The organism is Mycobacterium sp., from assembly GCF_052144515.1.
Classification (GTDB): Bacteria; Actinomycetota; Actinomycetes; order Mycobacteriales; family Mycobacteriaceae; genus Mycobacterium.
The window spans coordinates 1-23,385 of the sequence record NZ_JBKQQD010000200.1 but is presented as its reverse complement, the minus strand read 5'-3'; the positions used below and the strand labels follow the sequence as shown (position 1 = coordinate 23,385).

The window sequence follows — 23,385 nt, the reverse complement described above, 5'->3', positions numbered from 1 at the left end:
GATGAGTGCACCGAAAATGCCTTCCCGAACGCTGGACAAGATCGACATCAGCACTCGTATTGTCCCAGTTCAGAAGGCATTTTCGCTGTTCACACGCCGATCACATCACCGGCCCATCCACGGATTCAGGCTTAGAGCAACTGATGGGCGTTTACCGCAACCTGGACGGGGTTCCGGCAGCTCTGGACTCGGCGTACCACGAACTGAAGAATCCGCCCGAGGAGAGCCCCGACGAGATCGCTGTCATTCCGTTGGACGAAAAAGTCAGCGCGGGGTAAGGCGTGGTAAGGCGGAGTAAGCCCGAGGCGGCCGGAGGACCGGTATTCTCGGCGCCGTGTCCCTCCGGACCCATAGGGTGACCGCCGCGCAAGCCCGGCGGATAGCCGTTGCGGCCCAAGGTTTTAGCGAGCCGCTGCCCGAGGGCAATTTCACCCGCGCGCATCTGAAGCGGCTGATCTCGCGAATCCAAGTGCTGCAACTGGATTCGGTGTCGGTGGCGGTGCGCGCGCACTACGCGCCGGTGTTCAGCCGGCTCGGCCCCTACGACCGTGACGTGCTGGACCGCGCCGCCTGGGGCCCGCGCTCGTCGCGGCTGCTGGCCGAGTACTGGGCGCACGAGGCCGCGCTGATGGCCGTCGACGATTGGCCGCTGATGCGCTGGCGGATGCGCCAGTATCGGCACGGCCGCTGGGGAACTCATATCGTCAAGGCCAATCCGGAGCTCGCCGACAAGATCGTTTCCGCCGTCGCTGAACTCGGGCCCAGCACGGCCGGGCAGATCGAGGCGCATCTGGCCGCCGAGCCGCGCGGGCCGCGCGGAAGCTGGTGGGGCAGCCGCAGCGACACCAAATGGGTGGCCGAGGCGCTGTTCGCCTCGGGGGTGCTCACCACCGCCACCCGGGTGGGTTTCGCCCGGCACTACGACCTGGTGGAGCGGGTGCTGCCGGCCGGCGTGCTGGCCCGCGATGTCGACGACGACGAGGCCGTCCGCGAGCTGACGCTGCGTGCGGCCACCGCGCTGGGTGTGGGCACCGAGGCCGACATCCGCGACTACTTCCGGCTGTCCGCCCAGCAGGTCAAGCCGGCCCTCGCCGACCTGGTGGCCGCCGGCGAGATCGAGCGGGTCGACGTCGACGGCTGGTCCGCGCCGGCCTATCTGCGGACCGGCCAGCCCGTGCCAAGACGGGACCGCGGCACCGCGCTGCTGTGTCCGTTCGATCCGTTGATCTTCTTCCGGCCCCGGGTGGAACGGCTGTTCGGCTTTCACTACCGCATCGAGATCTACACCCCAGCGCCCAAGCGCCAGTACGGGTATTACGTGTGGCCGCTGCTGCTGGACGGCCGGCTGGTCGCGCGGGTGGACCTCAAGGCCGACCGGCCCGCCGACGCGCTGCGTGTGGTGGGCGCCTTCGGTGAGCCCGACACGCCACGGTCGGCGGTAGCGGCGGTGCTCACCGGCGAACTGGAGTCGATGGCGTCGTGGCTGGGCTTGGGTGCGGTCACGGTGTCCGGCCGCGGCGATTTGGCCGGCGAGTTGCGCGCGGCTGCCAAGCGGGCCAGCTGATGGCGCCGTCGAGCAGCAAAGAGCTCAAAGACACGCTCTGGAAAGCCGCCAACAAACTGCGCGGATCCCTGTCGTCCAGCCAGTACAAAGACGTCATCCTCGGGCTGGTGTTCCTCAAGTACGTCTCCGACTCGCACTGGAAGTTCTTGGCGGACAACGCCAAATCACCGGACATCAACCGGCTGATCGACGAGGCGATTCAGGCCGTGATGGCGGGCAACCCGGCGCTGGCCGATATGCTTCCGCGGCTGGACCACACCGTGGACCAGCGCCGGCTCGGCGAGCTGGTCGAGCTGTTGGAGAGTGCACGATTCGGCGGGCCGGGCATGGGCGCCAGGGATCTGATGGGGGAGGTGTACGAGTACTTCCTCGGCAACTTCGCCCGCGCGGAAGGGCAGCGTGGTGGCGAATTCTTCACACCGCCAAGCGTCGTGCGGTTGATCGTCGAGGTCCTCCAACCGGCGAGCGGGCGAGTGTACGACCCGTGCTGCGGGTCGGGCGGGATGTTCGTCCAGACCGAGAAGTTCATCGCCCGCCGTGACGGCGACCGCACCGAGATCTCGATCTACGGTCAGGAGAGCGTCGAACAGACCTGGCGGATGGCGAAGATGAACTTGGCCGTCCACGGCATCGACAACTCGAAACTGGCCCGGGGAGACACCTTCGTCCGTGACGACCACGCCGCCATGCAGATGGACTGCGTGATGGCCAATCCGCCGTTCAACATCAAGGATTGGGCGCGCGACGAGTACGATCCGCGGTGGCGCTTCGGCGTCCCGCCCGCCGGCAACGCCAACTTCGCTTGGATCCAGCACATCCTGTCCAAGCTGGCACCCGGTGGCAAGGCGGGCGTGGTGATGGCGAACGGCTCGATGTCCTCGAACACCGGCGGGGAGAAGGAGATTCGGGAGCGGATCGTCGAGGCGGATCTGGTGTCGTGCCTCGTCGCGCTGCCCGCACACCTGTTCCGCAGCACCGGGATTCCGGTGTGCGTGTGGTTCTTCGCGATGGATAAGGGCGAGCGATCCGGGCAGGTGCTGTTCATCGATGCGCGCGGACTCGGGCACCTGGTCAACCGCGCCGAGCGGGTGTTGACGGATGACGAGATCAGCAGTATCGGCACTGCCTATAACTCATGGTGCGGGTCGAAAGATGTTTCTTACGAGGATGTTCCGGGGTTTTGTCGGTCGGTGCCGATAGACGAGATCCGGGCCGCCGATTATGTGCTCACGCCCGGTCGGTTTGTGGGTGCTCCGGCTGGCGAGGACGACGGGGAGGCCGTCGGCGACAAGGTCGCGCGGTTGACCAAGGATTTGCTTGCGGCGCTGGACGAATCCGCGCGGTTGGAGCGGACGGTGCGCGAGCAACTGGAGCGGCTGCGGTGAACGTAAAGCTGGGGGATCATCTCGACTTCAGCAACGGAACCACCCCGCCGCCCCGAGAGCCAAACGCGCGCTTCCCCGTTTACGGCTCCAATGGAGCAATCGGTTTCGCGGCTCGACACAACGCCAGTGGGCCGCTGATAGTGCTGGGTCGCGTCGGATCGTATTGCGGCAGCGTGCGCTATTGCGATTCCGACGTCTGGGTCACCGACAACGCAGTGTTATGCCGCGCGAAAGACCCTGCAGAGACGCGATATTGGTATTACGCCCTACAGACCTGCCGGCTTAACGAATACCGGGCCGGCTCCGGCCAGCCCCTGCTCAACCAGCGAATCCTGCGCGACATTTCGATCCCGGCCGTCGCGACACATGAGCGCCGACGCGTCGCGGCGTTCCTCGGCGCGCTCGACGACAAGATCGCCGCCAATAACCGCGTGATCGTGGCCGCGGAGGGCTTGATGCTGGCCACTGTCGAGTCCGTGGCGGAGCACGTGCCGTTGTCCAGCCTGGTGGATCGATCGACGGCGTTCGTCGACCCCGGGGAATTCGACGACACGATAGCTCATTTCAGCTTCCCGGCGTTCGACGACGGCGCCTGGCCCGAATCAGTCGACGCCCGATCCGTCAAGAGCGGCAAGTTCTTGCTGCCGGCGCCGTGCGTGTTGTTTTCGAAGCTCAACCCGCGAATTCCGCGGGTTTGGAACGTCGTCGCTCTCCCTGCCGAAATGGCCTTGGCGAGTACGGAGTTCGTCGTGCTGATGCCGATCGGTGTCGACCCGTCGGCCCTGTGGTCGGCGCTCCGCATCCGTGAGGTCTCGGAAACGCTGCAGCAGATGGTCGCCGGGACCTCGGGCAGCCGCCAGCGGATCCGGCCGGGTGACCTGCTCGCGGTGAGGGTGCGGGATGTGCGCCGTTTGTCCGCCGATGCGGCGCGGACGATCACGACCCTGGGTTGGCTGTGCCACGCGCGACGGGCCGAATCCGCGCGGCTGTCGGCCTTGCGCGACGCACTGCTGACGTTGCTGATGTCGGGCAAGGTGCGGGTCGGCTCGGGCTTGCATGCCGCCGAGACTGCGCTCAGAGCACTCGACCGGGCCGGGCTAAGGTGAGCGCCGTGGCCGAGACCGCGCCGCTGCGCGTGCAACTGATCGCCAAGACCGAGTTTTTGGCACCGCCGGATGTGCCTTGGACGGCTGACGGCACCGACGCCGAGGGTGGCTCCGCGCTCGTCGAGTTCGCCGGCCGGGCTTGCTATCAGAGCTGGTCCAAGCCCAATCCCAGGACCGCGACCAACGCCGGCTACATCAAGCACATCATCGACGTCGGACACTTTTCCGTGCTCGAGCACGCCAGTGTGTCGTTCTACATCACCGGCATCTCACGATCCTGCACTCATGAGCTCATCCGGCACCGGCATTTCTCCTATTCGCAGCTGTCGCAGCGTTACGTGCCGGAAGGCGATTCTCAGATCGTCGTGCCGCCGGGCATCCAGGACGATCCCGAACTGCAGCAGATCCTGATCGCCGCCGCCGATGCCAGCCGCGCCACCTACACCGAGCTGCTGGCCAAGCTGGAAGCCAAGTTCGCGACGGGTCAACCCAACGAAAAGATGGGGGTTTTACGTCGCAAGCAGGCCCGCCAGGCCGCTCGCGCGGTGCTGCCCAACGCCACCGAGACTCGCATCGTCGTGACCGGGAACTACCGGGCGTGGCGGCACTTCATCGCCATGCGTGCCAGCGAGCACGCCGATGTGGAAATCCGCCGTCTGGCCATCGAGTGCCTGCGACAGCTCGCCGACGTCGCACCGGCGGTGTTCGCCGACTTCGAGGTGTCCACCCTGGCCGACGGCACCCAGGTCGCCACCAGCCCTTTAGCCACGGAAGCCTGAGGCCCGCCCGTCGCGAGGGTGCGCAAATGCACGGGCAACGCGGCGTGTCGCCGGACGAACACGCACGCTCGCGGCGGTGGCAAAAGGGGTTGGCAGGGGCGGGTAACCTTGAGAGCCGTGACCACCGTCGGATTCGACGCCCCCGCGCGCCTGGGAACCCTGCTGACCGCGATGGTGACGCCGTTTGCCTCGGATGGCTCGCTGGACGGCGCCGCGGCGGCGAAGCTGGCCAACCACCTCGTCGACGCGGGGTGCGACGGCCTGGTCGTCTCGGGAACCACCGGCGAGTCGCCGACCACCACTGACGACGAGAAACTCGACCTGTTGCGCGTGGTGCTAGAGGCGGTGGGCGACCGGGCGCGCATCATCGCCGGCGCGGGCACCTATGACACCGCTCACAGCATCCGCCTGGCCAAGGCCTGCGCGGCCCAAGGCGCACACGGGTTGCTGGTGGTCACGCCGTACTACTCCAAGCCATCCCAGCGGGGGCTGATCGCACACTTCACCGCCGTCGCCGACGCCACCGAACTGCCGGTGCTGCTCTACGACATTCCGCCGCGGTCGGTGGTGCCGATCGAGTCCGACACGATCCGCGTGCTGGCATCGCACCCGAACATCGTCGGGATCAAGGACGCCAAGGGTGACCTGCACAGCGGTGCCCAGATCATCGCCGAGACGGGACTGGCCTACTACTCGGGCGACGACGCGCTGAATCTGCCCTGGCTGGCCATGGGCGCCACCGGCTTCATCAGCGTGATCTCGCACGTGGCCGCCGGCCAGCTCCGAGAATTGTTGTCCGCCTTCGGTTCCGGGGACATCGCCACCGCCCGCAAGATCAACGTCGCGCTCGCCCCGCTGTGCAACGCGATGGGCCGCCTGGGCGGGGTGACGATGTCCAAGGCAGGCCTGCGGCTGCAGGGTATCGACGTCGGTGACCCCCGGCTGCCGCAAGTGCCGGCAACGCCGGAGGAACTCAACGCGCTGGCCGCCGACATGCGCGCGGCGTCGGTGCTCAGATGACCACAAGGTGAGTTAGCCCATGAACGTCGACCTCGCCCCGCCCGGCCCGCTGGCCACGGGTGGGTTGCGGGTCACTGCGCTGGGCGGCATCAACGAAATCGGCCGCAACATGACGGTTTTCGAACATCTGGGCCGGCTGCTCATCATCGACTGCGGAGTGATGTTCCCCACCCACGACGAGCCCGGTGTCGACCTGATCCTGCCCGACCTGCGTCACATCGAAGACCGGCTCGACGACATCGAGGCGCTGGTGCTGACCCACGCCCACGAGGACCACATCGGGGCAATCCCATTCCTGCTGCGGCTGCGGCCCGACATCCCGGTGGTCGGATCGAGGTTCACCCTGGCGCTGGTCGCCGCCAAATGCCGCGAGTACCGCATCAAACCGGTGTTCGTCGAGGTCAAAGAGGGCCAGAGCAGTCGCCACGGCGTGTTCGAGTGCGAGTACTTCGCCGTCAACCACTCCATCCCGGACGCGCTGGCCATCGCGGTCTACACGGGCGCCGGGACGGTTCTGCATACCGGCGACATCAAGCTCGACCAACAACCCCTCGGCGGGCGGCCCACCGACCTGCCCGGCATGTCCCGGCTCGGCGACGCCGGCGTGGACCTGCTCCTGTGCGACTCGACAAACGCCGAGCATCCCGGGGTGGGGCCGTCGGAAAGCGAGGTGGGCCCGACGCTGCACCGGCTGATCCGCGGCGCCGACGGTCGCGTCATCGTGGCGTGCTTCGCCTCCAATGTCGACCGGGTACAGCAGATCATCGATGCCGCGGTGGCGTTGGGCCGGCGGGTGTCGTTCGTCGGGCGATCGATGGTACGCAACATGGGCATCGCGCGGGACCTGGGTTTCCTGCGGGTCGACGATTCCGACCTGATCGACATCGCCGCCGCCGAGATGATGCCGCCCGAACGGATCGTGCTGATCACCACCGGCACCCAGGGCGAGCCGATGTCGGCGCTGTCGCGGATGTCGCGCGGGGAGCATCGCAGCATCACGCTGACGGCGCACGATCTGGTGATCCTGTCGTCGTCGCTGATCCCCGGCAACGAGGAAGCGGTCTACGGCGTCATCGACTCGCTGGCCAAGATCGGGGCCCGAGTCGTCACGAATCAACAAGTGCGCGTTCATGTTTCCGGTCATGCGTACGCGGGGGAGTTGCTGTTTCTGTACAACGGGGTGCGGCCGCGCAACGTGATGCCGGTGCACGGCACCTGGCGGATGCTGCGCGCCAACGCCAAGCTGGCCACCAGCACCGGTGTACCGCCGGAGTCAATTGTGCTGGCCGAGAACGGCGTCAGCGTCGATTTGGTGGCCGGTAAGGCCAAGGTCGCCGGCGCGGTGCCGGTCGGCAAGATGTTCGTCGACGGGCTGATCACCGGCGACGTCGGCGATATCACCCTGGGCGAACGCCTCATCCTGTCGTCGGGTTTCATCGCGGTGACCGTCGTGGTCGAACGCGGCACCGGGCGTCCGGCGGCCGCGCCGCACCTGCAATCGCGGGGATTCTCCGAGGATCCCAAGGCACTCGAGCCCGCCGTGCGCAAGGTCGCCGACGAGCTGGAGCAGCTGGCGGCCGCCAACGTGACCGATCCGGTGCGCATCGCTCAGGGGGTGCGCCGCACCGTCGGCAAGTGGGTGGGTGAAACCTATCGCCGGCAGCCGATGATCGTGCCGACGGTCTTGGAAGTCTAGGGCAGTTTAGGTTTTCTCCGCATAAGCCGACCATTCCAGCTGCGATGCCGGGAGTTTGCGGCCCGTGGGCTCGACGTAGCGCCGCAAAAACTCTTCGGGTCCGGCCTGCTCCACCAGCCGCCAGCCGTACTCAGCGATGAACCCGGCGACCTCGTCGGGCTCTAGGCCGAAGTGCCATAGCTGGTGACGTTGGCGGGTGTTGCGATACAACGTCCGGGTGCCGTAGAGGTCAGTGCCGTCGATGAAGTGACGCCGGACGTAGGTGAACACCAGGCGGCTGCCCGGTGCGGCGGCGCGAAGTCCCTCCAGGGTTCGCCGCACGCCGTCTTCGGTGAGGTATTGGGTCACGCCCTCGCAGACGAAGAACGCCCGGTAATCGGTGCGATAGCCGTGTTCGGCCAACGACGTGAGCAGGTCGTCGTGCTCGAAGTCCAGCGCCGCCAACCGAACCGACAGGGGCAGCTCGCCCAGCACCCGTCGGACCGTCTTGGCCTTCATGGCGATGTTGGCCGGCAGGTCCACCTCGAAGACCGGGATGCGCACCTGGCGGGTCAACCGGTAGGCGCGGGTGTCCAATCCCGCGCCGAGGATGACAACCGCATCGATGTCCTTGATGTCGCTGAGCGCCTCTTTGAGTTTGTCGTCGATAAAATGCTTGCGGCAGGCCAGATTGGCCCACAGCCCCGGGCCGGTGAACTCGGATCCGCGGATCATCAGGTGACGGGCCGGCCCCCACCGGGTCGCCCCGACGAGCAATCGCAGTGCGGCCGGCAAAAAGAGCTCCGCGAGGTCGTCGTCCACCAATCGGCGCCCGGGCGGCTCGTTTTGTTCGACCGCCGCCAGCACCATCGGGCCGAAGGCGGTCTGCGCCACTGGATTTCGCGGCATCGGCTACTTATTCAAAAAGCCGGCGTCCACTGGCAATGTCACTCCGGTGATGTAGCGAGCCTGGTCGGACACCAGCCACGCCACCGCGTTCGCGATGTCTTCGGCTTGCAGCACTTCCACCGGCAGGGCGTTGCCCAAGCTGCGCGGCTGGTCGGTCTGGGCAGCCATCTTGGCGAGCCACTCTCGGGTGAACTCGTTGTTGATCATCGGGGTTTCGACGCCGGTCGGATGGATCGAGTTGACCCGGATGCTCTGCTGGGCAAGCAGATTCGCGTAGACGCGCATCAATCCGACCACGCCGTGCTTGGCGGCGGCATAGCCGACCGAGCCGGCATCGGGGCTGCCGACGCCGGCCAAGCCCGCGGCCGAACTGATCAGCACGATCGATCCGCCGGTGCCTTGGGAGACCATCGTCGGGATCGCGGCCTTGATGGTGTTGTAGACGCCGGTGAGGTTGACGTCGATGACGTCGCGCCAACCGTCGTCGCCGGACTGCATCGGGGCGATGCCGGCGTTGGCCACCACGATGTCCAGGCGGCCGAACTGGCCGAGGCCGGCCTGCAGCGCGGCGGATAACGATTCGCGATCGCGGACGTCGCCCTGCTTGGCCACGATGCGGGCGCCGGTGTCCTCGACGAGCTTGACCGTGGCCGCCAGGTCGTCGGCGGTCGCCAGCGGATAGGGCACGCTGGCGATCTGCTCGCACAGGTCGACCGCGATCACGTCCGCGCCGTCGGCCGCCAGCCGGACGGCATGCGCACGGCCCTGGCCGCGTGCCGCGCCGGTGATGAAGGCGACTTTTCCTTCGAGCGGGCGGTCGCTCACTTGCGTATTTGGCCCTTGTCCGGGTCGCCCGCGACAACCGGCTGCAGCATCTTGATATCCGGCGCCCCGGCCAGGTGCTCGCCGGCCGCCGTGAACATCTTGGCGACCGCGGGTGCGGTGCTGTGCGCCTTCAGCGCCTCCTCATCGGCCCATTGCTCGATGAAGACGAACGTCTCGCCGGTCTGGTGCAGCGAGTACACCTGGCACCCGGGCTCGCTGTGCACCTCTTCGACGGCGGTGGTGAGGATGTCGCGGGCGGTGTCCACCGATTCGGGTTTGACGGTCAAGGTGGCTACGACTACGACTGGGCCGACGACGGGCATGCTGGGCCTCCTGAGGGGTTCCGCGAGTGGGTGGCGGCATGGGTTCGCCTCACCGCTCGTCACCCTACTCACGCGGCCCGATGCCCGGTCGGTCAGTCTCCCGATCGTTCGAGGGAGATGTCGAGTTGTTGTGCGGGGCACGACTCCGCGGCATCGAAGCGGACGGATCCGCTGACCTTTGGCAGTGGGCGCGAGACAGGTTGCGGGAGAACGTATTCCTCGTGCTTTACCGTCTTGGCCGTCGCACCGTCCGGGCACTTGACCTCGGTGCGCTGGTCGAGCAGCCATTTGCCGTTGTTGAACAGCAGCGAATTGACCACCGTGGCCCCCTCGGCCAGATAGGACTTGAACGTCGTGCACTGGTCGGTGTTGCGCACGCACATGGTCTGCACGGCAATGCGTCGCGATCCCGGTTTCGAGGAGGAGTCGTGCAGAACGCTGGTCTCGTTGTAATGCCCGGTGAAGCCTTCGGGCCCGGATGGCGAACGGGCGGCCTGTTTGCCGGGATCCGCAACGGAAACAGCCGCATCGACGTCGCCCTGGCGGGTGACCGTCACCGGCGTCGACGTCGCGACGGCGCAATCCGGACTCGGGTTCATCGCCACGTAGGACGTTCCGGTCAGGGTGCCGTCGGGCTGGGGCTGCAGGATCCACGCGGTGATCGACGGGCCCTTGATGTCGCTGTCGCTGCATGCGCCGTCCTCGCTGAGCGCCGTTTGCCAATGACCATCGACGTAGTCGAACACCAGATCGACCGGGGGATCCGACTTGCGCTTCGGGTCGTCGTCCGCCAGTTTCGTCGCCGTCGCGATGCACCCCGAGTCGGTGCACGTCGAACGCAGCGCATAGGTCCGGGTTCGCGATTTGGTGGGCTTGAGCTCACCGCCCGCCAGTTGCTGGTTTCCGTCGAAATCGAATCGATAGGTGCCGTCGAAGCTCGGCGCGGACGGCTTGGGAGGCTTCGACGCGGCCGGGGTTCCGCGGTCGGCGCAGGAGGCGAGCACGGCGACGCTGAGGGCGGCCACACAGACGGTATGGAAAATGCGCATCTGATTCCTGGGTCTCGGCGGAACGGCAAGGCTCGGCGAGTCATTGTGTAGACCGCGGTGGGGCCCGGTCAATGAACGTCAGTTACCAGTGTGGCGGGTGGTGCAGATGATGTATTTGCGACTAGGCTTGCGGGCATGGCTGGTAAGACCGCGACCCGCTCCGGCACCCGAACGAGCAGGTCAAAGGCCGCGTCACCCGCTCGGCGTGGCCGCGGGGCGGCCCGGAATGCGCGACCGACAAGGCCGCGCAAACCGGCGCGCAGGCCCGTTCAGCGGCATCGTCGGTCGCTGCTGGTCGCGGCGGGGCTGACGTGCGGTCGTGCGGCGCGGGCGACCTGGCTGATGGCGGCCAGGGGCACCGGGGGTGCGGCGCGGTCGATCGGGCGGGCACGCGACATCGAGCCCGGGCATCGCCGCGACGGGATCGCGCTGGTTCTGCTGGGCCTTGCCGTCGTCGTCGCCGCGAGCTCGTGGTTCGACGCCGCCCGGCCGATCGGTGCGTGGGTGGACGCCGTGTTGCGGACGTTCATCGGTTCGGCCGTCTTGGTGCTGCCGGTGGTCAGCGCCGCTGTGGCGGTGGTGCTGATGCGGACCCAGCCCAATCCCGACGCGCGGCCCAGGCTGATCCTGGGCGGAAGCTTGATCGCCCTGTCGTTTCTCGGCCTGCGCCACCTGTGGGCGGGTTCGCCGGAAGACCCGGAACTGCGGCGACGGGCGGCGGGATTCCTCGGCTTTGCCATCGGCGGGCCGTTGTCGGACGGGTTGACACCCTGGATCGCGGCGCCCCTGCTGTTCATCGGCGCGTTGTTCGGGCTGCTGCTGCTGACGGGGACCACGATCCGCGAGGTGCCCGACGCGGTCCGGGCGATGTTCGGCACCCGGTTGTTTCAGGGTGAGTACGCCGACGAGGACGACTATGGGCCCTACGAGCCTTATGAAGAGCTCGATGACCAGGAGAATTACGACCAGTCTCGCGACGAAAGGCCGCAGGCCTGGCCGTCGGCCAACATGCTCGACCTCTCCCTCGAACCCGACGACACGCCCACGGTCCCGGAACCGGCCGTGGCAGCCCCGCAACCTAGCACCGCCAAGAGCCGCCGTCGCTCCCCGCGGAAACCGGACCGGCCCGTCGAGGGTCTGTACACGCTGCCGTCGCTGGACCTGCTCGTCGCGGGGGACCCGCCGAAGAAGCGCAGCGCCGCCAACACCCAGATGGCCGGCGCCATCGGGGAGGTGCTCACCCAGTTCAAGGTCGACGCCGCCGTCACCGGCTGCACCCGCGGTCCCACCGTCACCCGCTACGAGGTGTCGCTGGGGCCCGGCGTCAAGGTCGAGAAGATCACCGCGCTGCAGAAGAACATCGCCTATGCGGTGGCCACCGAGAGTGTGCGCATGCTGGCCCCGATCCCCGGCAAGTCCGCCGTCGGCATCGAGGTGCCCAACACCGATCGGGAAATGGTGCGGCTGGCCGACGTGCTTACCGCGCCGTCGACCCGCCGCGACGACCACCCGCTGGTGATCGGGCTGGGCAAAGACATCGAAGGCGATTTCATCTCGGCCAACCTGGCCAAGATGCCGCACCTGCTGGTCGCCGGCTCCACCGGATCCGGAAAGTCCAGCTTCGTCAACTCCATGCTGGTGTCGCTGCTGGCCCGGGCCACCCCCGAAGAGGTCAGGATGATCCTGATCGACCCGAAGATGGTGGAACTGACGCCGTACGAAGGCATTCCGCACCTGATCACGCCGATCATCACGCAGCCGAAGAAAGCGGCGGCCGCGCTGGCGTGGCTGGTCGACGAGATGGAGCAGCGCTACCAGGACATGCAGGCGTCGCGGGTGCGCCACATCGACGACTTCAACGCGAAGGTGCGATCCGGTGCCATCACTGCGCCGCTGGGCAGCCAGCGCGAGTACCGGCCCTACCCCTACGTCGTCGCGATCGTCGACGAGCTGGCCGACCTGATGATGACTGCGCCGCGCGACGTGGAAGACGCCATCGTGCGGATCACCCAGAAGGCCCGCGCCGCCGGCATCCATCTGGTGCTGGCCACCCAGCGCCCGTCGGTCGACGTGGTCACCGGGCTGATCAAGACGAATGTGCCGTCGCGGCTGGCGTTTGCGACGTCGTCGCTGACCGACAGCCGGGTAATCCTGGACCAGGCCGGCGCGGAAAAGCTGATCGGCATGGGCGACGCCCTATTCCTGCCGATGGGCGCGAGCAAGACCGTCCGGCTACAGGGCGCTTACATCACCGACGAGGAGATCCACGCCGTCGTCAACGCCTGCAAAGACCAGGCCGAACCCGAGTACACCGACGGGGTCACCACCGCCAAGCCCACCGCCGAGCGCACCGACGTCGACCCGGACATCGGCGACGACATGGACGTGTTCCTGCAGGCCGTGGAGCTGGTGGCGTCCAGCCAGTTCGGCTCCACCTCGATGCTGCAGCGCAAGCTGCGGGTCGGCTTCGCCAAGGCCGGCCGGTTGATGGACCTGATGGAAACCCGCGGCATCGTCGGGCCCAGCGAAGGGTCCAAGGCGCGCGAGGTGCTGGTCAAGCCCGACGAGCTGGCGGCGACGCTGGCCGCGATCCGGGGCCTGGGCGGCGGCTCGGACGACGAGAGCACCGAATAGCGTTACAGCACCAGCAGCATCCGGGTGTTGCCCAGGATGTTCGGCTTGACGTAGCTCAGGTCCAGGAATTCGGCGACGCCGATGTCGTAGGACCGGCACATCTCTTCGAATACCTCGGCGGTGACCGGCGTCCCCTCGATTTCGGTGAAGCCGTGCCTGCCGAAGAACTCCGTCTCGAACGTCAACACGAATATCCGCCCGAGTTGCAGCTCGCGAGCAACGTCCAGAAGCCGTTTGACGATCGCATGCCCGATGCCGTGGCCGGTCACCGCCGGGTCGACGGCGACGGTACGGATCTCGCCGAGATCAGACCAGAACACGTGTAATGCGCCGCAACCGACCACTTCGCCTTCATGTTCGGGGTGTTCGGCCACCCAGAATTCCTGGACGGCCTCGTACAGGGTCACCAGGTTCTTTTCCAGCAGGATCTTTCCGGCGTACGTGTCGACGAGGCGTTTGATCGCGGGGATGTCGGATGTTCGCGCGCGGCGGACCACCGGCCGGTTATCTCGTGGACTTTGGGTCACGGGTAACAGTATCGACATCAGGGACGGGTGAGCTGGTCAAACCGGTTATTCTGATGCCGTGTCGGGGCAGCCGCAAACGGGTTCGAGGGCAGGCCGCGCCCGGATAGCCAACCTCGCCAATGTCCTGACCGGCGTGCGGCTGGTGTTGGTCCCGATTTTCCTGTGCGCCTTGTTCGTTGGGAATGGCCACGAGACGGCCGCCCGCATCGTCGCTTTCGCGATCTTCGCGGTTGCCTGCATCACCGATCGGCTCGACGGCCTGCTGGCCCGCAACTACGGCATGGCAACCGAATTCGGGGCGTTCGTCGATCCGATCGCCGATAAGGCTCTGATCGGGTCGGCGCTGGTCGGCCTGTCGATGCTGGGCGATTTGCCATGGTGGGTCACGGCGGTGATCCTGACCCGCGAGGTCGGGGTCACGCTGTTGCGGTTGATGGTGATTCGCCGCGGCGTCATCCCGGCCAGTTGGGGCGGCAAACTCAAGACGCTGGTCCAGGCGGTGGCGATCGGGCTGTTCGTGCTGCCCTGGGCGAGTGAGCCGGGGCAGTTTCGGGTGGGGGCATCGGTGCTGATGGGCATCGCGATCGTGCTCACCGTGGTCACCGGTGTCGACTACGTGGTCGGGGCGGTCCGGGAAGTTCGCACAGTGCCGGCTGAAAAGACCGAGTGATCACGGGAACCAACGCAGGCGCTGGCGGCGTTCAGCTAGTAACGACCGCTGAACAAAGGAGAGCGCGATGGCGTCTTTGGTGCGCGAGGTCATTGGTGACGTGCTGCGGCGGGTCCGGACTTCGCAGGGCCGGACGCTGCGCGAGGTGTCCGATTCGGCTCGGGTGAGCCTCGGGTACCTGTCGGAGGTCGAACGCGGCCGCAAGGAGCCGTCGAGTGAGCTGCTCACTGCGATCTGCGACGCGCTGGAGGTCCCGCTATCGGAGGTTCTCATTGGCGCCGGCGAGCGGATGGCGCGCGAGGAACACCGCGCTGCTAGCGCTCCTGCCGTGCCCGGGGCCGGCGCGAGCGGTGCCACCATCGATGCCAGCACCAAGGTCGTCATCCCACCGGTGGCATCGTTGGCTGTGGCCTGAAGTCGCGCCGAACCGATAAATTGAGCGGCAGGGTAAGCGCTGGGGCCTAACCCGGGTCCATCCAGCCCACACGAGAAACGAAGGCGGAGCGAACTCATGGCCAATCCGTTCGTCAAGGCGTGGAAGTACCTCATGGCGCTGTTCAGCTCCAAGATCGATGATTACGCCGACCCCAAGGTGCAGATTCAGCAGGCCATCGAGGAAGCACAACGTACCCATCAGGCGCTGACCCAGCAGGCGGCGCAGGTGATCGGCAACCAGCGTCAACTCGAGATGCGGCTCAACCGCCAGCTGGCTGACATCGAGAAGCTGCAGGTCAACGTGCGCCAGGCAGTGACGCTGGCCGACCAGGCCACCGCCGCCGGAGACGCCGCCAAGGCCACCGAGTACAACAACGCCGCCGAGGCGTTCGCGGCCCAGCTGGTGACCGCCGAGCAGGGTGTCGAAGACCTCAAGACGCTGCACGACCAGGCGCTGTCGGCGGCGGCCCAGGCCAAGAAGGCCGTCGAACGCAACGCCATGGTGCTGCAGCAGAAGATCGCGGAGCGCACCAAGCTGCTCAGCCAGCTCGAGCAGGCGAAGATGCAGGAGCAGGTCAGCGCGTCGCTGCGGTCGATGAGTGAGCTCGCCGCGCCGGGCAACACCCCCAGCCTCGACGAGGTGCGCGAGAAGATCGAACGCCGCTACGCCAACGCGCTCGGTTCGGCCGAGCTCGCGCAGAGTTCGGTGCAGGGCCGCATGCTCGAAGTCGAGCAGGCCGGCGTCGAGATGGCCGGCCATTCCCGGCTGGAGCAGATCCGCGCCTCGATGCGGGGTGAAGCGCTGCCGACTGGCAGATCACCTGCCTCTCCCGGAGCCACCCCGGCCACGCCCGCCACCGGGAGCACCAGCGGGCCGGTTTCCGAGAGACCCCTCGGTCAATAGCACCGCGGACGATCTGGCATGGCGGTGAAGGCTACCCAGCGTGGGCCGTGGCACGCGTTGCTGCAGCGCGGATTGGACACCGCCGCCGACCTTTCCGAGTTGGTGGCTGCGAAGATCAGCGCCGCGGCGGATCCGCGGGCGCGGCTGTTGCGCCGCCGCCGCCGCGCGCTGCGGTGGGGCCTGATATTCACCGTCGCGTGCGTGTTTTGGGCGGTGGTGACGGCGGTGCTGGCGGCTTGGGGCTGGTTTGCGCTGCTGCTGCAGATCACCGGTTTCATCGCAGCAGTACAGGCGATTCCGGCGACGTTGTTGTTGCTGCGCTACTGCTGGTTGCGCTCGGAGCCGCTGCCGGCGCCGCGGCCGGGCCCGCGACTGGCCAGGGCCCGGCGACTGCCCCCGCCCGGTTCGGCCGCGCGACCCGCGATGTCCGCGCTGGGCGCCTCCGAGCGCGGGTTCTTCTCGTTGGTGGGCGTGATCGAGCGGGGCGCCATGTTGCCGGCGGCCGAAATCCAGGATTTGACCGCGGCGGCCAACCAGACGTCGGCCGCGATGGCGGCTACCGCCGCCGAGGTGGTATCGATGGAGCGGGCGGCGCACCATGCGGAATCGTCGCGGTCGTATCTGGTGCCCACGATCAATGCGTTCACCGCGCAGTTGGGCGCCGGCGTGCGTCAGTACAACGAAATGGTCACCGCCGCAGCGCAATTGGTGTCGTCGGCGAACGGGAACGCCGGGCTGGCGGGTTCGCAGCAGCGCTACCGTGCTGAGCTGGTTGAGGCTACCGATCGCCTGCTCGGTTGGGCGCAGGCGTTCGACGAACTGGGCGGACTGCCGCGCCGCCAGGTGAGCTGAAACCTTTTAAAACGAAGCCTTGAGGGATGGCAGCGCGAGCGCCGCAATGCCACGCAGGGTCGCCTTGACCATGTCGAAGAAATCGAAGTAGTCGCGCCACAGGGTGATTCGGCCGTCGTGCACCTCGAACACGCCGCACACCCAGAACTGGAGGCGCAGCGGTCCGAAGATGATGGCGTCGCTGCGTTCGGTGAGCACAGCGGCGCCGTCGGCGGCGATTCGGTGGATCTTCACCTCGAAACGCATGCGGCCTTCCATCCGGCGGAAGAGTTTCATCGCCCGGTGGCGGCCATGGATCGTCGGCAGGCCGACGTTTTCGTACACGAGGTTGTCGTGCAGCGCCGCGTCGGCTGCTTCGAAGTTCTCATCCTGCAGCGCGTTCAGGAAACCCTCTACCGTGCGAACGCTGTCAACGGTTTCCGGGGATGTCTGCGTCAGGTCGGTCATGGTCGCCAGCGTACGACTTTGCAGCTGTGGCAGGGTAGGGCGGTGCGCGTCGCCGTCGTCGCCGGGCCGGACCCGGGGCACTCGTTTCCTGCGATCGCGCTGTGCCAGCGCTTCGCCGAAGCGGGCGACGAGCCCACCCTGTTCACTGGGGTGGAGTGGATCCACGCCGCCCGCGACGCCGGGATCGAGACAGTCGAGTTGGACGGGCTCGCGGCGCTGGACGACGATCTCGACGCTGGCGCCAGGATCCACCGTCGTGCGGCGAGGATGGCCGTGCTCAACGTGCCGGCGCTGCGTGACCTGGCGCCCGATCTGGTGGTCTCCGACGTCATCACAGCCGGCGGTGGCATGGCCGCCGAGCTGCTGGGCATCCCGTGGATCGAGCTCAACCCGCACCCGCTGTACCTGCCGTCGAAGGGGCTGCCGCCGATCGGCAGCGGCCTGGCGCCGGGCACCGGCGTTCGGGGCCGGCTGCGGGACGCCGTGATGCGGGCGCTGACCGCGCGGTCCTGGCGTGCCGGCCTGCGGCAGCGTGCGACCGTCCGGGCCGAGATTGGCCTGCCGTCCCGCGACCCCGGGCCGCTGCGGCGGTTGATCGCCACGCTGCCCGCGCTGGAGGTTCCCCGTCCGGATTGGCCGGCCGAGGCCGTCGTGGTGGGCCCGTTGCACTTCGAGCCCACCGACCGGGTGCTTGCGATCCCGTCCGGCTCGGGACGGGTGGTGGTGGTCGCGCCGTCCACCGCGCTGACCGGGACTACCGGATTGGCGGAGCTGGCGCTGCAATGCCTGACGCCGGGAGACACGCTGCCGGGGGGATCGCGCCTGGTGGTGTCGCGCCTGGACGGGGCGGACCTGACGGTGCCGCCTTGGGCGACAGTCGGGCTGGGACGCCAGGCCGAGCTGTTGACGCACGCCGACGTGGTGATCTGCGGCGGCGGTCACGGGATGGTTGCCAAGACGCTGCTGGCCGGGGTGCCGCTGGTGGTGGTGCCCGGCGGCGGGGACCAATGGGAAATGGCCAATCGGGTGGTACGGCAGGGCAGTGCGCGGCTGATTCGGCCGTTGACCACCGAGGCGCTGGTGGACGCGGTTGGCGACGTGTTGTCGTCGCCGCGTTATCGCGAGGCCGCTCAAGCCGCCGCCGCCAGCATCGCCGAAGTCGCCGATCCGGTCCGGGTGTGCCACGAGGCGTTGGCTTTGGCCGGCTAACTATCTGGGTATGTTTCTGGCGTGCGGCTGACGGAGTTCAACGACCGGGTGGTTTTGCGGTTCGGCGCGGCTTACGGTGCGTCGGTGCTGGTCGACCACGTGCTCACCGGCTTCGGTGGCCGCACCGCCGCGCAGGCGATCGAGGACGGCGTCGAGCCCCGCGACGTCTGGCGGGCGTTGTGCGTCGACTTCGACGTGCCCCGCGATCAATGGTGATCAGATTCGGATCGAGCCCGCGCCGAGCCTGCATTCAGGGCGTCGGTTAGCTCGAAACGGCGCCCTCACCGCAGGCTCGGCGCCGCTGGCGCAGGCTCACCTGGTCTCGCCTCGTCTATAGCGGGCAGTCGCCGCATTTGCCCCCGTCTGGGAGGCGGTAGTACAGGCAGCAGCTGCGACGCCGGAAGCCCAGCTCGACGCCGATGATCGCCCCGGATCCGGCCAGTCTGCCGGTGTTCAGCAGCGAATTGGTGGTCCCGACGATCGACTGGCGCAGGTCGGGTCGCGCCGAAAGCAGCGCCCGGGAAGCTCCGACGAGTGCAGACGCGATGTTGCCGGACAGCAGGCCGGGCGCCAGCCTGACCCGCAGGCCCGCCTCGAGCGGTTCCATGTGGTGTTGCACGACGGCGCGGTACAGCAACTCCGGGGAAGGCGCCAGGCGCTCACCGACGGGTTCGGGCAGTCGCAGCTGGGCCCCGTCGTCGGCGCGCTGCAGCCCGGTCAGGTCCGGGATGACGCCGTGGCCCAGGGCGCAGGCGAGGACGGGCGACCACAGCCGGGCGGCATGGCCCAGGTGGACCAGGGAGGCGCCGATCCGCGACTCGGTGGTGCGATAACGCCTGATGGTGGCCTCGATCAAATCCGCGTAGCCGACGGCGTAGGACCGGCCGACCGGATGCCATCCCGCCGCGGCTGAATTATCTGAGCCCACGGTTAACGCGAAAAAACCTCCATAGGAGGAGACGTCGGACAGCTCCCGGGAGATGTTCATGTGCGTGTCTGTCGATCGATATCGAGCGATATCGAGCGATATCGAGCGATATTGCCACACGCGGCGTGTCGAACTTGAATCGAACAGGTGTTCGTCTACTGTGGTGATCATTCGAGATGCGGACTTGTCGGTGGCCTTCTCTAGTGTCACGGCCAACCGACCGACAACGGTCATCGAACACCGATTACAGGAGAAGCAACATGGCGCAAGTCCCCGATCGTGAGAAAGCTCTCGAGCTGGCGATGGCCCAGATCGAAAAGAGCTACGGCAAAGGTTCGGTGATGCGCCTCGGTGACGAGGTGCGTCAGCCGATCTCGGTCATTCCGACCGGATCCATCGCCCTGGACGTGGCCCTGGGCATCGGCGGCCTGCCGCGCGGCCGGGTCGTGGAGATCTACGGTCCGGAGTCTTCGGGTAAGACCACCGTCGCACTGCACGCGGTGGCCAATGCCCAGGCGGCCGGCGGCGTCGCGGCGTTCATCGACGCCGAGCACGCCCTGGACCCGGAGTACGCCAAGAGGCTCAGCGTCGATACCGATTCCCTGCTGGTCAGCCAACCGGACACCGGTGAACAGGCCCTCGAGATCGCCGACATGCTGATCCGCTCCGGCGCGCTCGACATCGTGGTCATCGACTCGGTGGCGGAGCTGGTGCCGCGCGCGGAGCTCGAAGGTGAGATGGGGGACAGCCATGTCGGACTGCAGGCCCGGCTGATGAGCCAGGCGCTGCGGAAAATGACTGGCGCGCTGAACAATTCGGGAACCACGGCGATCTTTATCAACCAGCTCCGCGAAAAGATCGGGGTGATGTTCGGCAGCCCCGAAACCACAACGGGCGGAAAGGCTTTGAAGTTCTACGCGTCGGTGCGCCTGGATGTGCGGCGGATCGAGACACTCAAGGACGGCACCGATGCGGTCGGCAACCGCACCCGGGTCAAGGTCGTCAAGAACAAGGTGTCGCCACCGTTCAAGCAGGCCGAGTTCGACATCCTCTACGGCAAGGGCATCAGCAAGGAGGGCTCGCTGATCGACATGGGTGTCGATCAGGGCTTCATCCGCAAGTCCGGTGCCTGGTTCACCTACGAGGGTGAGCAGCTCGGTCAGGGCAAGGAGAATGCCCGCAACTTCTTGCTGGAGAACGCCGACACTGCCAACGAGATCGAGAAGAAGATCAAGGAAAAGCTCGGCATTGGCGCGGTCGTGACCGATGAAGACGTCCTGCCCGCCCCCGTCGATTTCTGAGCCGTCTCGCGAGGAGCTGGCGCGGGCATTGTGCCTGCGCCTGCTCACCGCGAGGGCGCGAACACGGGCCGAGTTGTCGGGTCAGCTGACAAAGCGCGGCTATCCCGGCGACATCCGTGACCGGGTATTGGATCGGCTGGCGGCCGCCGGCCTGGTGGACGATGCCGACTTCGCCGAGCAGTGGGTGCGGTCGCGGCGGGCGAACTCGGGAAAAAGCAGGCGCGCGTTGGCCGCCGAGCTGCACGCCAAGGGCGTCGACAACGACGTCATCACCACGGCGCTGGGCGGCCTGGATGCCGCTGCCGAGCGGGAGCGGGCCGAGCAACTGGTCCGGGCCAGGCTGCGGCGGGAGGCGCTGGGCGAGGATGACACGCGGGTGAGCCGCAGGCTGGCGGCGATGCTGGCGCGTCGTGGGTACAGCCAGACACTGGCGGGCGAGGTCGTCGTCGCGGAGCTGGCCGCCGAACGGGAACGTCGGCGCGTCTAGTTCAGATGGTGGCGACCCGCTGCGCCCGGCTCCGCCGCGCTGGCGATCACCACTACCTGCGGGTTAATCCGGTGGCCCCGGGTCGCCGTACCATGGCCCCGTGACTTCGACGGCGGCCCCGGCGCGTACCTATCAGGTGCGCACCTACGGCTGTCAGATGAACGTTCACGATTCCGAGCGGTTGGCCGGCCTGCTAGAGGCGGCCGGCTACCAGCGGGCGGCCGACGATACCGACGCGGACGTGGTGGTGTTCAACACCTGCGCCGTCCGGGAGAACGCCGACAACAAGCTCTACGGCAACCTCAGCCACCTGGCTCCGCGCAAGCGCGGCAATCCCGACATGCAGATCGCGGTGGGCGGTTGCCTGGCCCAAAAGGACCGGGACACGGTGCTGCGCAAGGCGCCGTGGGTCGACGTCGTTTTCGGCACGCACAACATCGGATCGCTGCCTACGCTGCTCGAGCGGGCCCGGCACAACAAGACCGCGCAGGTGGAGATCGCCGAGGCGCTGCAGCAGTTTCCCTCTGCGCTGCCGAGTGCGCGCGAATCCGCTTATGCTGCTTGGGTTTCCATCTCCGTCGGGTGCAACAACAGCTGCACCTTCTGCATCGTGCCGTCGTTGCGGGGCAAGGAGGTGGACCGCAGTCCCGCCGACATCCTGGCCGAGGTGCGCTCGCTGGTCGACGACGGCGTGCTCGAAGTCACCCTGTTGGGGCAGAACGTCAACGCCTACGGCGTCTCCTTCGCCGACCCGGCGCTGCCCCGCAACCGCGGCGCCTTCGCCGAGTTGCTGCGGGCCTGCGGACGCATCGACGGGCTGGAACGGGTGCGGTTCACCTCCCCGCATCCGGCCGAGTTCACCGACGATGTCATCGACGCGATGGCGCAGACACCTAATGTCTGTCCCGCCCTGCATATGCCGCTGCAGTCCGGATCCGACCGGGTCCTGCGCGCGATGCGGCGGTCCTACCGCGCCGAGCGCTATCTGGGCATCATCGAGCGGGTCCGGGCGGCGATGCCACACGCCGCCATCACGACCGATCTGATCGTGGGGTTCCCCGGCGAGACCGAAGAAGACTTCGCGGCGACTCTTGACGTGGTGCGGCGGGCCCAGTTCGCCGCCGCGTTCACCTTCCAGTACTCCAAGCGGCCGGGCACCGCCGCCGCTGAACTACCCGGGCAGCTCCCGAAAGCCGTTGTGCAGGAACGCTATGAACGGCTGGTCGCGCTGCAGGAGCAGATCTGCATCGACGGCAATCGCGCGCTGATCGGCCAGACCGTCGAGCTGCTGGCGGCCACCGGGGAAGGACGCAAGGACACCCAAACGGCGCGCATGTCCGGGCGGGCACGCGACGGCCGCCTGGTGCACTTCACCTCGGGCCAAATCGGGCCCGATTTGGTCCGGCCCGGCGACATCGTCACCGCGGTGGTCACCGATGCGGCGCCGCACCACCTCATCGCCGACGCGGGCATCCTGACACACCGCCGCACGCGTGCCGGTGACGCACTCGCCGCCGGGCAGCGCCCCCGCGGTGTCGGCCTGGGCATGCCCGGTGTGGGGCAGTCCGCCGGACCGGCCGAACCCCTCGCATGTGCCCCGTGAAAGAAGAGCGCGGTGGCGGGGATTTCGACGCCTTCCGGACCGACATCGAAGCGGCCGAACGCCGGGTCGCGCGTGAGATCGAGCCCGGCGCACGAGCCGTCGTCGTCGCCGTCCTGGTTTTCGTCCTGCTGGGTTCGTTCATCCTGCCGCACACCGGCCATGTGCGCGGATGGGACGTGCTGTTCGGCAGTCACGGCGCCGGCGCTGCCGAGGTGGCCCTGCCCTCGCGGGTGTTCGCCTGGTTTGCGTTGGTGTTCGGCGTCGGTTTCTCCATGCTGGCGCTGATGACGCGGCGCTGGGCGCTGTCCTGGGTCGCCTTGGCGGGTTCGGCGATAGCCAGCGGGGTCGGGTTGTTGGCTGTGTGGTCGCGCCAGACCGCGCCCGCCGGGCATCCCGGCCCCGGCATAGGGCTCATCGTCGCGTGGATCACCGTGATTCTGTTGACATTTCACTGGGCCCGCGTGGTGTGGTCGCGCACCATCGTGCAACTGGCGGCCGAGGAGCAGCGGCGGCGGGTCGTGGCGCAGCAGCAGTCCCGGACGCTGCTCGAAAGTCTGCAAACCGACGAGCACGCCGAGGAACCTCCGGAGGAGCAGGAGCCCGGCCGCTAGTGCTCCGCTGATTTAGTGTGCCGGTTTCGGCGTGGCTGGGCGGGGTTGGCGCGGGTGTGCCTGGAGAATCGGTGTGTGGCTTTGGGACGTGAGAATCGGCAGGGTCGATTCGATGACGTGATGCTGTTGGTGGGTGATCAGC

The 23,385-nt window shown here is 67.5% G+C and carries 25 protein-coding genes; 18 read left to right on the top strand and 7 right to left on the bottom strand.

Going from position 1 to position 23,385, the window contains the following annotated elements:
- The first annotated feature begins 143 nt into the window (after nucleotides 1-143).
- The 7 genes from ACLP9N_RS14180 (at nucleotide 144) to ACLP9N_RS14150 (ending at nucleotide 7,550) form a co-directional block, all read left to right on the top strand.
- Nucleotides 144-278, top strand: coding sequence for a hypothetical protein (locus tag ACLP9N_RS14180; protein ID WP_442408009.1), 135 nt, complete (start codon nucleotides 144-146; stop codon nucleotides 276-278).
- A 77-nt stretch (nucleotides 279-355) separates the two neighbouring features.
- Nucleotides 356-1,564: a winged helix-turn-helix domain-containing protein gene (locus ACLP9N_RS14175; protein ID WP_442408008.1), complete on the top strand. Its 1,209-nt coding sequence runs from the start codon at nucleotides 356-358 to the stop codon at nucleotides 1,562-1,564.
- On the top strand, nucleotides 1,564-2,949 hold the full coding sequence (locus ACLP9N_RS14170) for a type I restriction-modification system subunit M (RefSeq protein WP_442408007.1): 1,386 nt from the start codon (nucleotides 1,564-1,566) through the stop codon (nucleotides 2,947-2,949). The genes ACLP9N_RS14175 and ACLP9N_RS14170 overlap by 1 nt, the downstream gene beginning before the upstream one ends.
- Nucleotides 2,946-4,055 carry a restriction endonuclease subunit S gene (locus tag ACLP9N_RS14165; protein WP_442408006.1) on the top strand — a complete coding sequence of 370 codons (1,110 nt, stop codon included), beginning with the start codon at nucleotides 2,946-2,948 and terminating at the stop codon, nucleotides 4,053-4,055. The genes ACLP9N_RS14170 and ACLP9N_RS14165 overlap by 4 nt, the downstream gene beginning before the upstream one ends.
- A 5-nt stretch (nucleotides 4,056-4,060) precedes the next feature.
- On the top strand, nucleotides 4,061-4,834 hold the full coding sequence (thyX, locus tag ACLP9N_RS14160; RefSeq protein WP_442408005.1) for an FAD-dependent thymidylate synthase: 774 nt from the start codon (nucleotides 4,061-4,063) through the stop codon (nucleotides 4,832-4,834).
- Between the two features lie 117 nt (nucleotides 4,835-4,951).
- A complete protein-coding gene (gene dapA, locus ACLP9N_RS14155; protein ID WP_442408004.1) occupies nucleotides 4,952-5,854 on the top strand; it encodes a 4-hydroxy-tetrahydrodipicolinate synthase in 903 nt (300 codons plus the stop codon).
- A 19-nt stretch (nucleotides 5,855-5,873) separates the two neighbouring features.
- Nucleotides 5,874-7,550 (top strand): ribonuclease J, encoded by a 1,677-nt coding sequence (locus ACLP9N_RS14150; protein ID WP_442408003.1) that lies wholly within the window; start codon nucleotides 5,874-5,876, stop codon nucleotides 7,548-7,550.
- A gap of 6 nt (nucleotides 7,551-7,556) precedes the next feature.
- On the opposite strand, the gene ACLP9N_RS14145 is transcribed toward ACLP9N_RS14150, so the two are convergent.
- The 4 genes from ACLP9N_RS14145 to ACLP9N_RS14130 all read right to left on the bottom strand — a co-directional run bounded on the left by ACLP9N_RS14145 (nucleotide 7,557) and on the right by ACLP9N_RS14130 (nucleotide 10,635).
- Nucleotides 7,557-8,438 (bottom strand): SAM-dependent methyltransferase, encoded by an 882-nt coding sequence (locus ACLP9N_RS14145; protein WP_442408002.1) that lies wholly within the window; start codon nucleotides 8,436-8,438, stop codon nucleotides 7,557-7,559.
- Nucleotides 8,439-8,441: 3 nt separating this feature from the next.
- Nucleotides 8,442-9,263: a mycofactocin-coupled SDR family oxidoreductase gene (locus ACLP9N_RS14140; protein ID WP_442408001.1), complete on the bottom strand. Its 822-nt coding sequence runs from the start codon at nucleotides 9,261-9,263 to the stop codon at nucleotides 8,442-8,444.
- Entirely contained in the window at nucleotides 9,260-9,586 is a 327-nt protein-coding gene (locus ACLP9N_RS14135) for a putative quinol monooxygenase (RefSeq protein ID WP_442408000.1), read from the bottom strand. The genes ACLP9N_RS14140 and ACLP9N_RS14135 overlap by 4 nt, the downstream gene beginning before the upstream one ends.
- Before the next feature lie 92 nt (nucleotides 9,587-9,678).
- A complete protein-coding gene (locus tag ACLP9N_RS14130; protein ID WP_442407999.1) occupies nucleotides 9,679-10,635 on the bottom strand; it encodes a hypothetical protein in 957 nt (318 codons plus the stop codon).
- Between the two features lie 135 nt (nucleotides 10,636-10,770).
- Between ACLP9N_RS14130 and ACLP9N_RS14125 the strand changes: the two genes are divergently transcribed.
- On the top strand, nucleotides 10,771-13,269 hold the full coding sequence (locus ACLP9N_RS14125) for a DNA translocase FtsK (protein WP_442407998.1): 2,499 nt from the start codon (nucleotides 10,771-10,773) through the stop codon (nucleotides 13,267-13,269).
- 2 nt (nucleotides 13,270-13,271) lie between these two features.
- On the opposite strand, the gene ACLP9N_RS14120 is transcribed toward ACLP9N_RS14125, so the two are convergent.
- Nucleotides 13,272-13,796: an amino-acid N-acetyltransferase gene (locus ACLP9N_RS14120; RefSeq protein ID WP_442407997.1), complete on the bottom strand. Its 525-nt coding sequence runs from the start codon at nucleotides 13,794-13,796 to the stop codon at nucleotides 13,272-13,274.
- A 58-nt stretch (nucleotides 13,797-13,854) separates the two neighbouring features.
- Here ACLP9N_RS14120 and pgsA point away from each other — a divergent pair, with 58 nt between their 5' ends.
- The 4 genes from pgsA (at nucleotide 13,855) to pspM (ending at nucleotide 16,657) form a co-directional block, all read left to right on the top strand.
- Nucleotides 13,855-14,466, top strand: a complete 612-nt coding sequence (gene pgsA / locus ACLP9N_RS14115) for a CDP-diacylglycerol--glycerol-3-phosphate 3-phosphatidyltransferase (protein ID WP_442407996.1) — start codon at nucleotides 13,855-13,857, stop codon at nucleotides 14,464-14,466.
- Nucleotides 14,467-14,533: 67 nt separating this feature from the next.
- Nucleotides 14,534-14,881: a transcriptional regulator ClgR gene (gene clgR / locus ACLP9N_RS14110; RefSeq protein ID WP_442407995.1), complete on the top strand. Its 348-nt coding sequence runs from the start codon at nucleotides 14,534-14,536 to the stop codon at nucleotides 14,879-14,881.
- A gap of 96 nt (nucleotides 14,882-14,977) precedes the next feature.
- The gene (gene pspA / locus ACLP9N_RS14105) at nucleotides 14,978-15,805 is read left to right on the top strand and encodes a phage shock protein PspA (protein WP_442407994.1); all 828 of its coding nucleotides are present in this window, start codon (nucleotides 14,978-14,980) and stop codon (nucleotides 15,803-15,805) included.
- Between the two features lie 18 nt (nucleotides 15,806-15,823).
- Nucleotides 15,824-16,657: a phage shock envelope stress response protein PspM gene (gene pspM / locus ACLP9N_RS14100; protein ID WP_442407993.1), complete on the top strand. Its 834-nt coding sequence runs from the start codon at nucleotides 15,824-15,826 to the stop codon at nucleotides 16,655-16,657.
- Between the two features lie 6 nt (nucleotides 16,658-16,663).
- On the opposite strand, the gene ACLP9N_RS14095 is transcribed toward pspM, so the two are convergent.
- On the bottom strand, nucleotides 16,664-17,104 hold the full coding sequence (locus tag ACLP9N_RS14095) for a limonene-1,2-epoxide hydrolase (RefSeq protein ID WP_442407992.1): 441 nt from the start codon (nucleotides 17,102-17,104) through the stop codon (nucleotides 16,664-16,666).
- 42 nt (nucleotides 17,105-17,146) lie between these two features.
- Between ACLP9N_RS14095 and ACLP9N_RS14090 the strand changes: the two genes are divergently transcribed.
- Nucleotides 17,147-18,313 (top strand): glycosyltransferase, encoded by a 1,167-nt coding sequence (locus ACLP9N_RS14090; RefSeq protein WP_442407991.1) that lies wholly within the window; start codon nucleotides 17,147-17,149, stop codon nucleotides 18,311-18,313.
- Nucleotides 18,314-18,334: 21 nt separating this feature from the next.
- Entirely contained in the window at nucleotides 18,335-18,529 is a 195-nt protein-coding gene (locus tag ACLP9N_RS14085) for a DUF3046 domain-containing protein (RefSeq protein WP_442407990.1), read from the top strand.
- 115 nt (nucleotides 18,530-18,644) lie between these two features.
- Here the strand turns inward: ACLP9N_RS14085 and ACLP9N_RS14080 are convergent, their stop codons facing one another.
- The gene (locus tag ACLP9N_RS14080; RefSeq protein WP_442407989.1) at nucleotides 18,645-19,301 is read right to left on the bottom strand and encodes a (2Fe-2S)-binding protein; all 657 of its coding nucleotides are present in this window, start codon (nucleotides 19,299-19,301) and stop codon (nucleotides 18,645-18,647) included.
- Nucleotides 19,302-19,501: 200 nt separating this feature from the next.
- Between ACLP9N_RS14080 and recA the strand changes: the two genes are divergently transcribed.
- The 4 genes from recA (at nucleotide 19,502) to ACLP9N_RS14060 (ending at nucleotide 23,243) form a co-directional block, all read left to right on the top strand.
- Nucleotides 19,502-20,542, top strand: coding sequence for a recombinase RecA (gene recA / locus ACLP9N_RS14075; RefSeq protein WP_442407988.1), 1,041 nt, complete (start codon nucleotides 19,502-19,504; stop codon nucleotides 20,540-20,542).
- On the top strand, nucleotides 20,508-21,029 hold the full coding sequence (recX, locus tag ACLP9N_RS14070) for a recombination regulator RecX (protein ID WP_442407987.1): 522 nt from the start codon (nucleotides 20,508-20,510) through the stop codon (nucleotides 21,027-21,029). The genes recA and recX overlap by 35 nt, the downstream gene beginning before the upstream one ends.
- 100 nt (nucleotides 21,030-21,129) lie before the next feature.
- A complete protein-coding gene (miaB, locus tag ACLP9N_RS14065) occupies nucleotides 21,130-22,632 on the top strand; it encodes a tRNA (N6-isopentenyl adenosine(37)-C2)-methylthiotransferase MiaB (RefSeq protein ID WP_442407986.1) in 1,503 nt (500 codons plus the stop codon).
- On the top strand, nucleotides 22,629-23,243 hold the full coding sequence (locus ACLP9N_RS14060; RefSeq protein ID WP_442407985.1) for an Rv2732c family membrane protein: 615 nt from the start codon (nucleotides 22,629-22,631) through the stop codon (nucleotides 23,241-23,243). Before miaB ends, ACLP9N_RS14060 begins: the two co-directional genes overlap by 4 nt.
- The last annotated feature ends 142 nt before the right edge of the window (nucleotides 23,244-23,385 follow it).

What these genes read in the sequence shown, in the direction of transcription:
- ACLP9N_RS14180 (WP_442408009.1), top strand. Translation starts at nt 144, where the DNA reads ATGGGCGTTTACCGCAACCTGGACGGGGTTCCGGCAGCTCTGGACTCG.
- ACLP9N_RS14170 (WP_442408007.1), top strand. Translation starts at nt 1,564, where the DNA reads ATGGCGCCGTCGAGCAGCAAAGAGCTCAAAGACACGCTCTGGAAAGCC.
- ACLP9N_RS14150 (WP_442408003.1), top strand. Translation starts at nt 5,874, where the DNA reads ATGAACGTCGACCTCGCCCCGCCCGGCCCGCTGGCCACGGGTGGGTTG.
- ACLP9N_RS14145 (WP_442408002.1), bottom strand. Translation starts at nt 8,438, where the DNA reads ATGCCGCGAAATCCAGTGGCGCAGACCGCCTTCGGCCCGATGGTGCTG.
- ACLP9N_RS14135 (WP_442408000.1), bottom strand. Translation starts at nt 9,586, where the DNA reads ATGCCCGTCGTCGGCCCAGTCGTAGTCGTAGCCACCTTGACCGTCAAA.
- ACLP9N_RS14130 (WP_442407999.1), bottom strand. Translation starts at nt 10,635, where the DNA reads ATGCGCATTTTCCATACCGTCTGTGTGGCCGCCCTCAGCGTCGCCGTG.
- ACLP9N_RS14125 (WP_442407998.1), top strand. Translation starts at nt 10,771, where the DNA reads ATGGCTGGTAAGACCGCGACCCGCTCCGGCACCCGAACGAGCAGGTCA.
- clgR (WP_442407995.1), top strand. Translation starts at nt 14,534, where the DNA reads ATGGCGTCTTTGGTGCGCGAGGTCATTGGTGACGTGCTGCGGCGGGTC.
- pspA (WP_442407994.1), top strand. Translation starts at nt 14,978, where the DNA reads ATGGCCAATCCGTTCGTCAAGGCGTGGAAGTACCTCATGGCGCTGTTC.
- pspM (WP_442407993.1), top strand. Translation starts at nt 15,824, where the DNA reads ATGGCGGTGAAGGCTACCCAGCGTGGGCCGTGGCACGCGTTGCTGCAG.
- ACLP9N_RS14095 (WP_442407992.1), bottom strand. Translation starts at nt 17,104, where the DNA reads ATGACCGACCTGACGCAGACATCCCCGGAAACCGTTGACAGCGTTCGC.
- ACLP9N_RS14080 (WP_442407989.1), bottom strand. Translation starts at nt 19,301, where the DNA reads ATGAACATCTCCCGGGAGCTGTCCGACGTCTCCTCCTATGGAGGTTTT.
- recA (WP_442407988.1), top strand. Translation starts at nt 19,502, where the DNA reads ATGGCGCAAGTCCCCGATCGTGAGAAAGCTCTCGAGCTGGCGATGGCC.
- recX (WP_442407987.1), top strand. Translation starts at nt 20,508, where the DNA reads ATGAAGACGTCCTGCCCGCCCCCGTCGATTTCTGAGCCGTCTCGCGAG.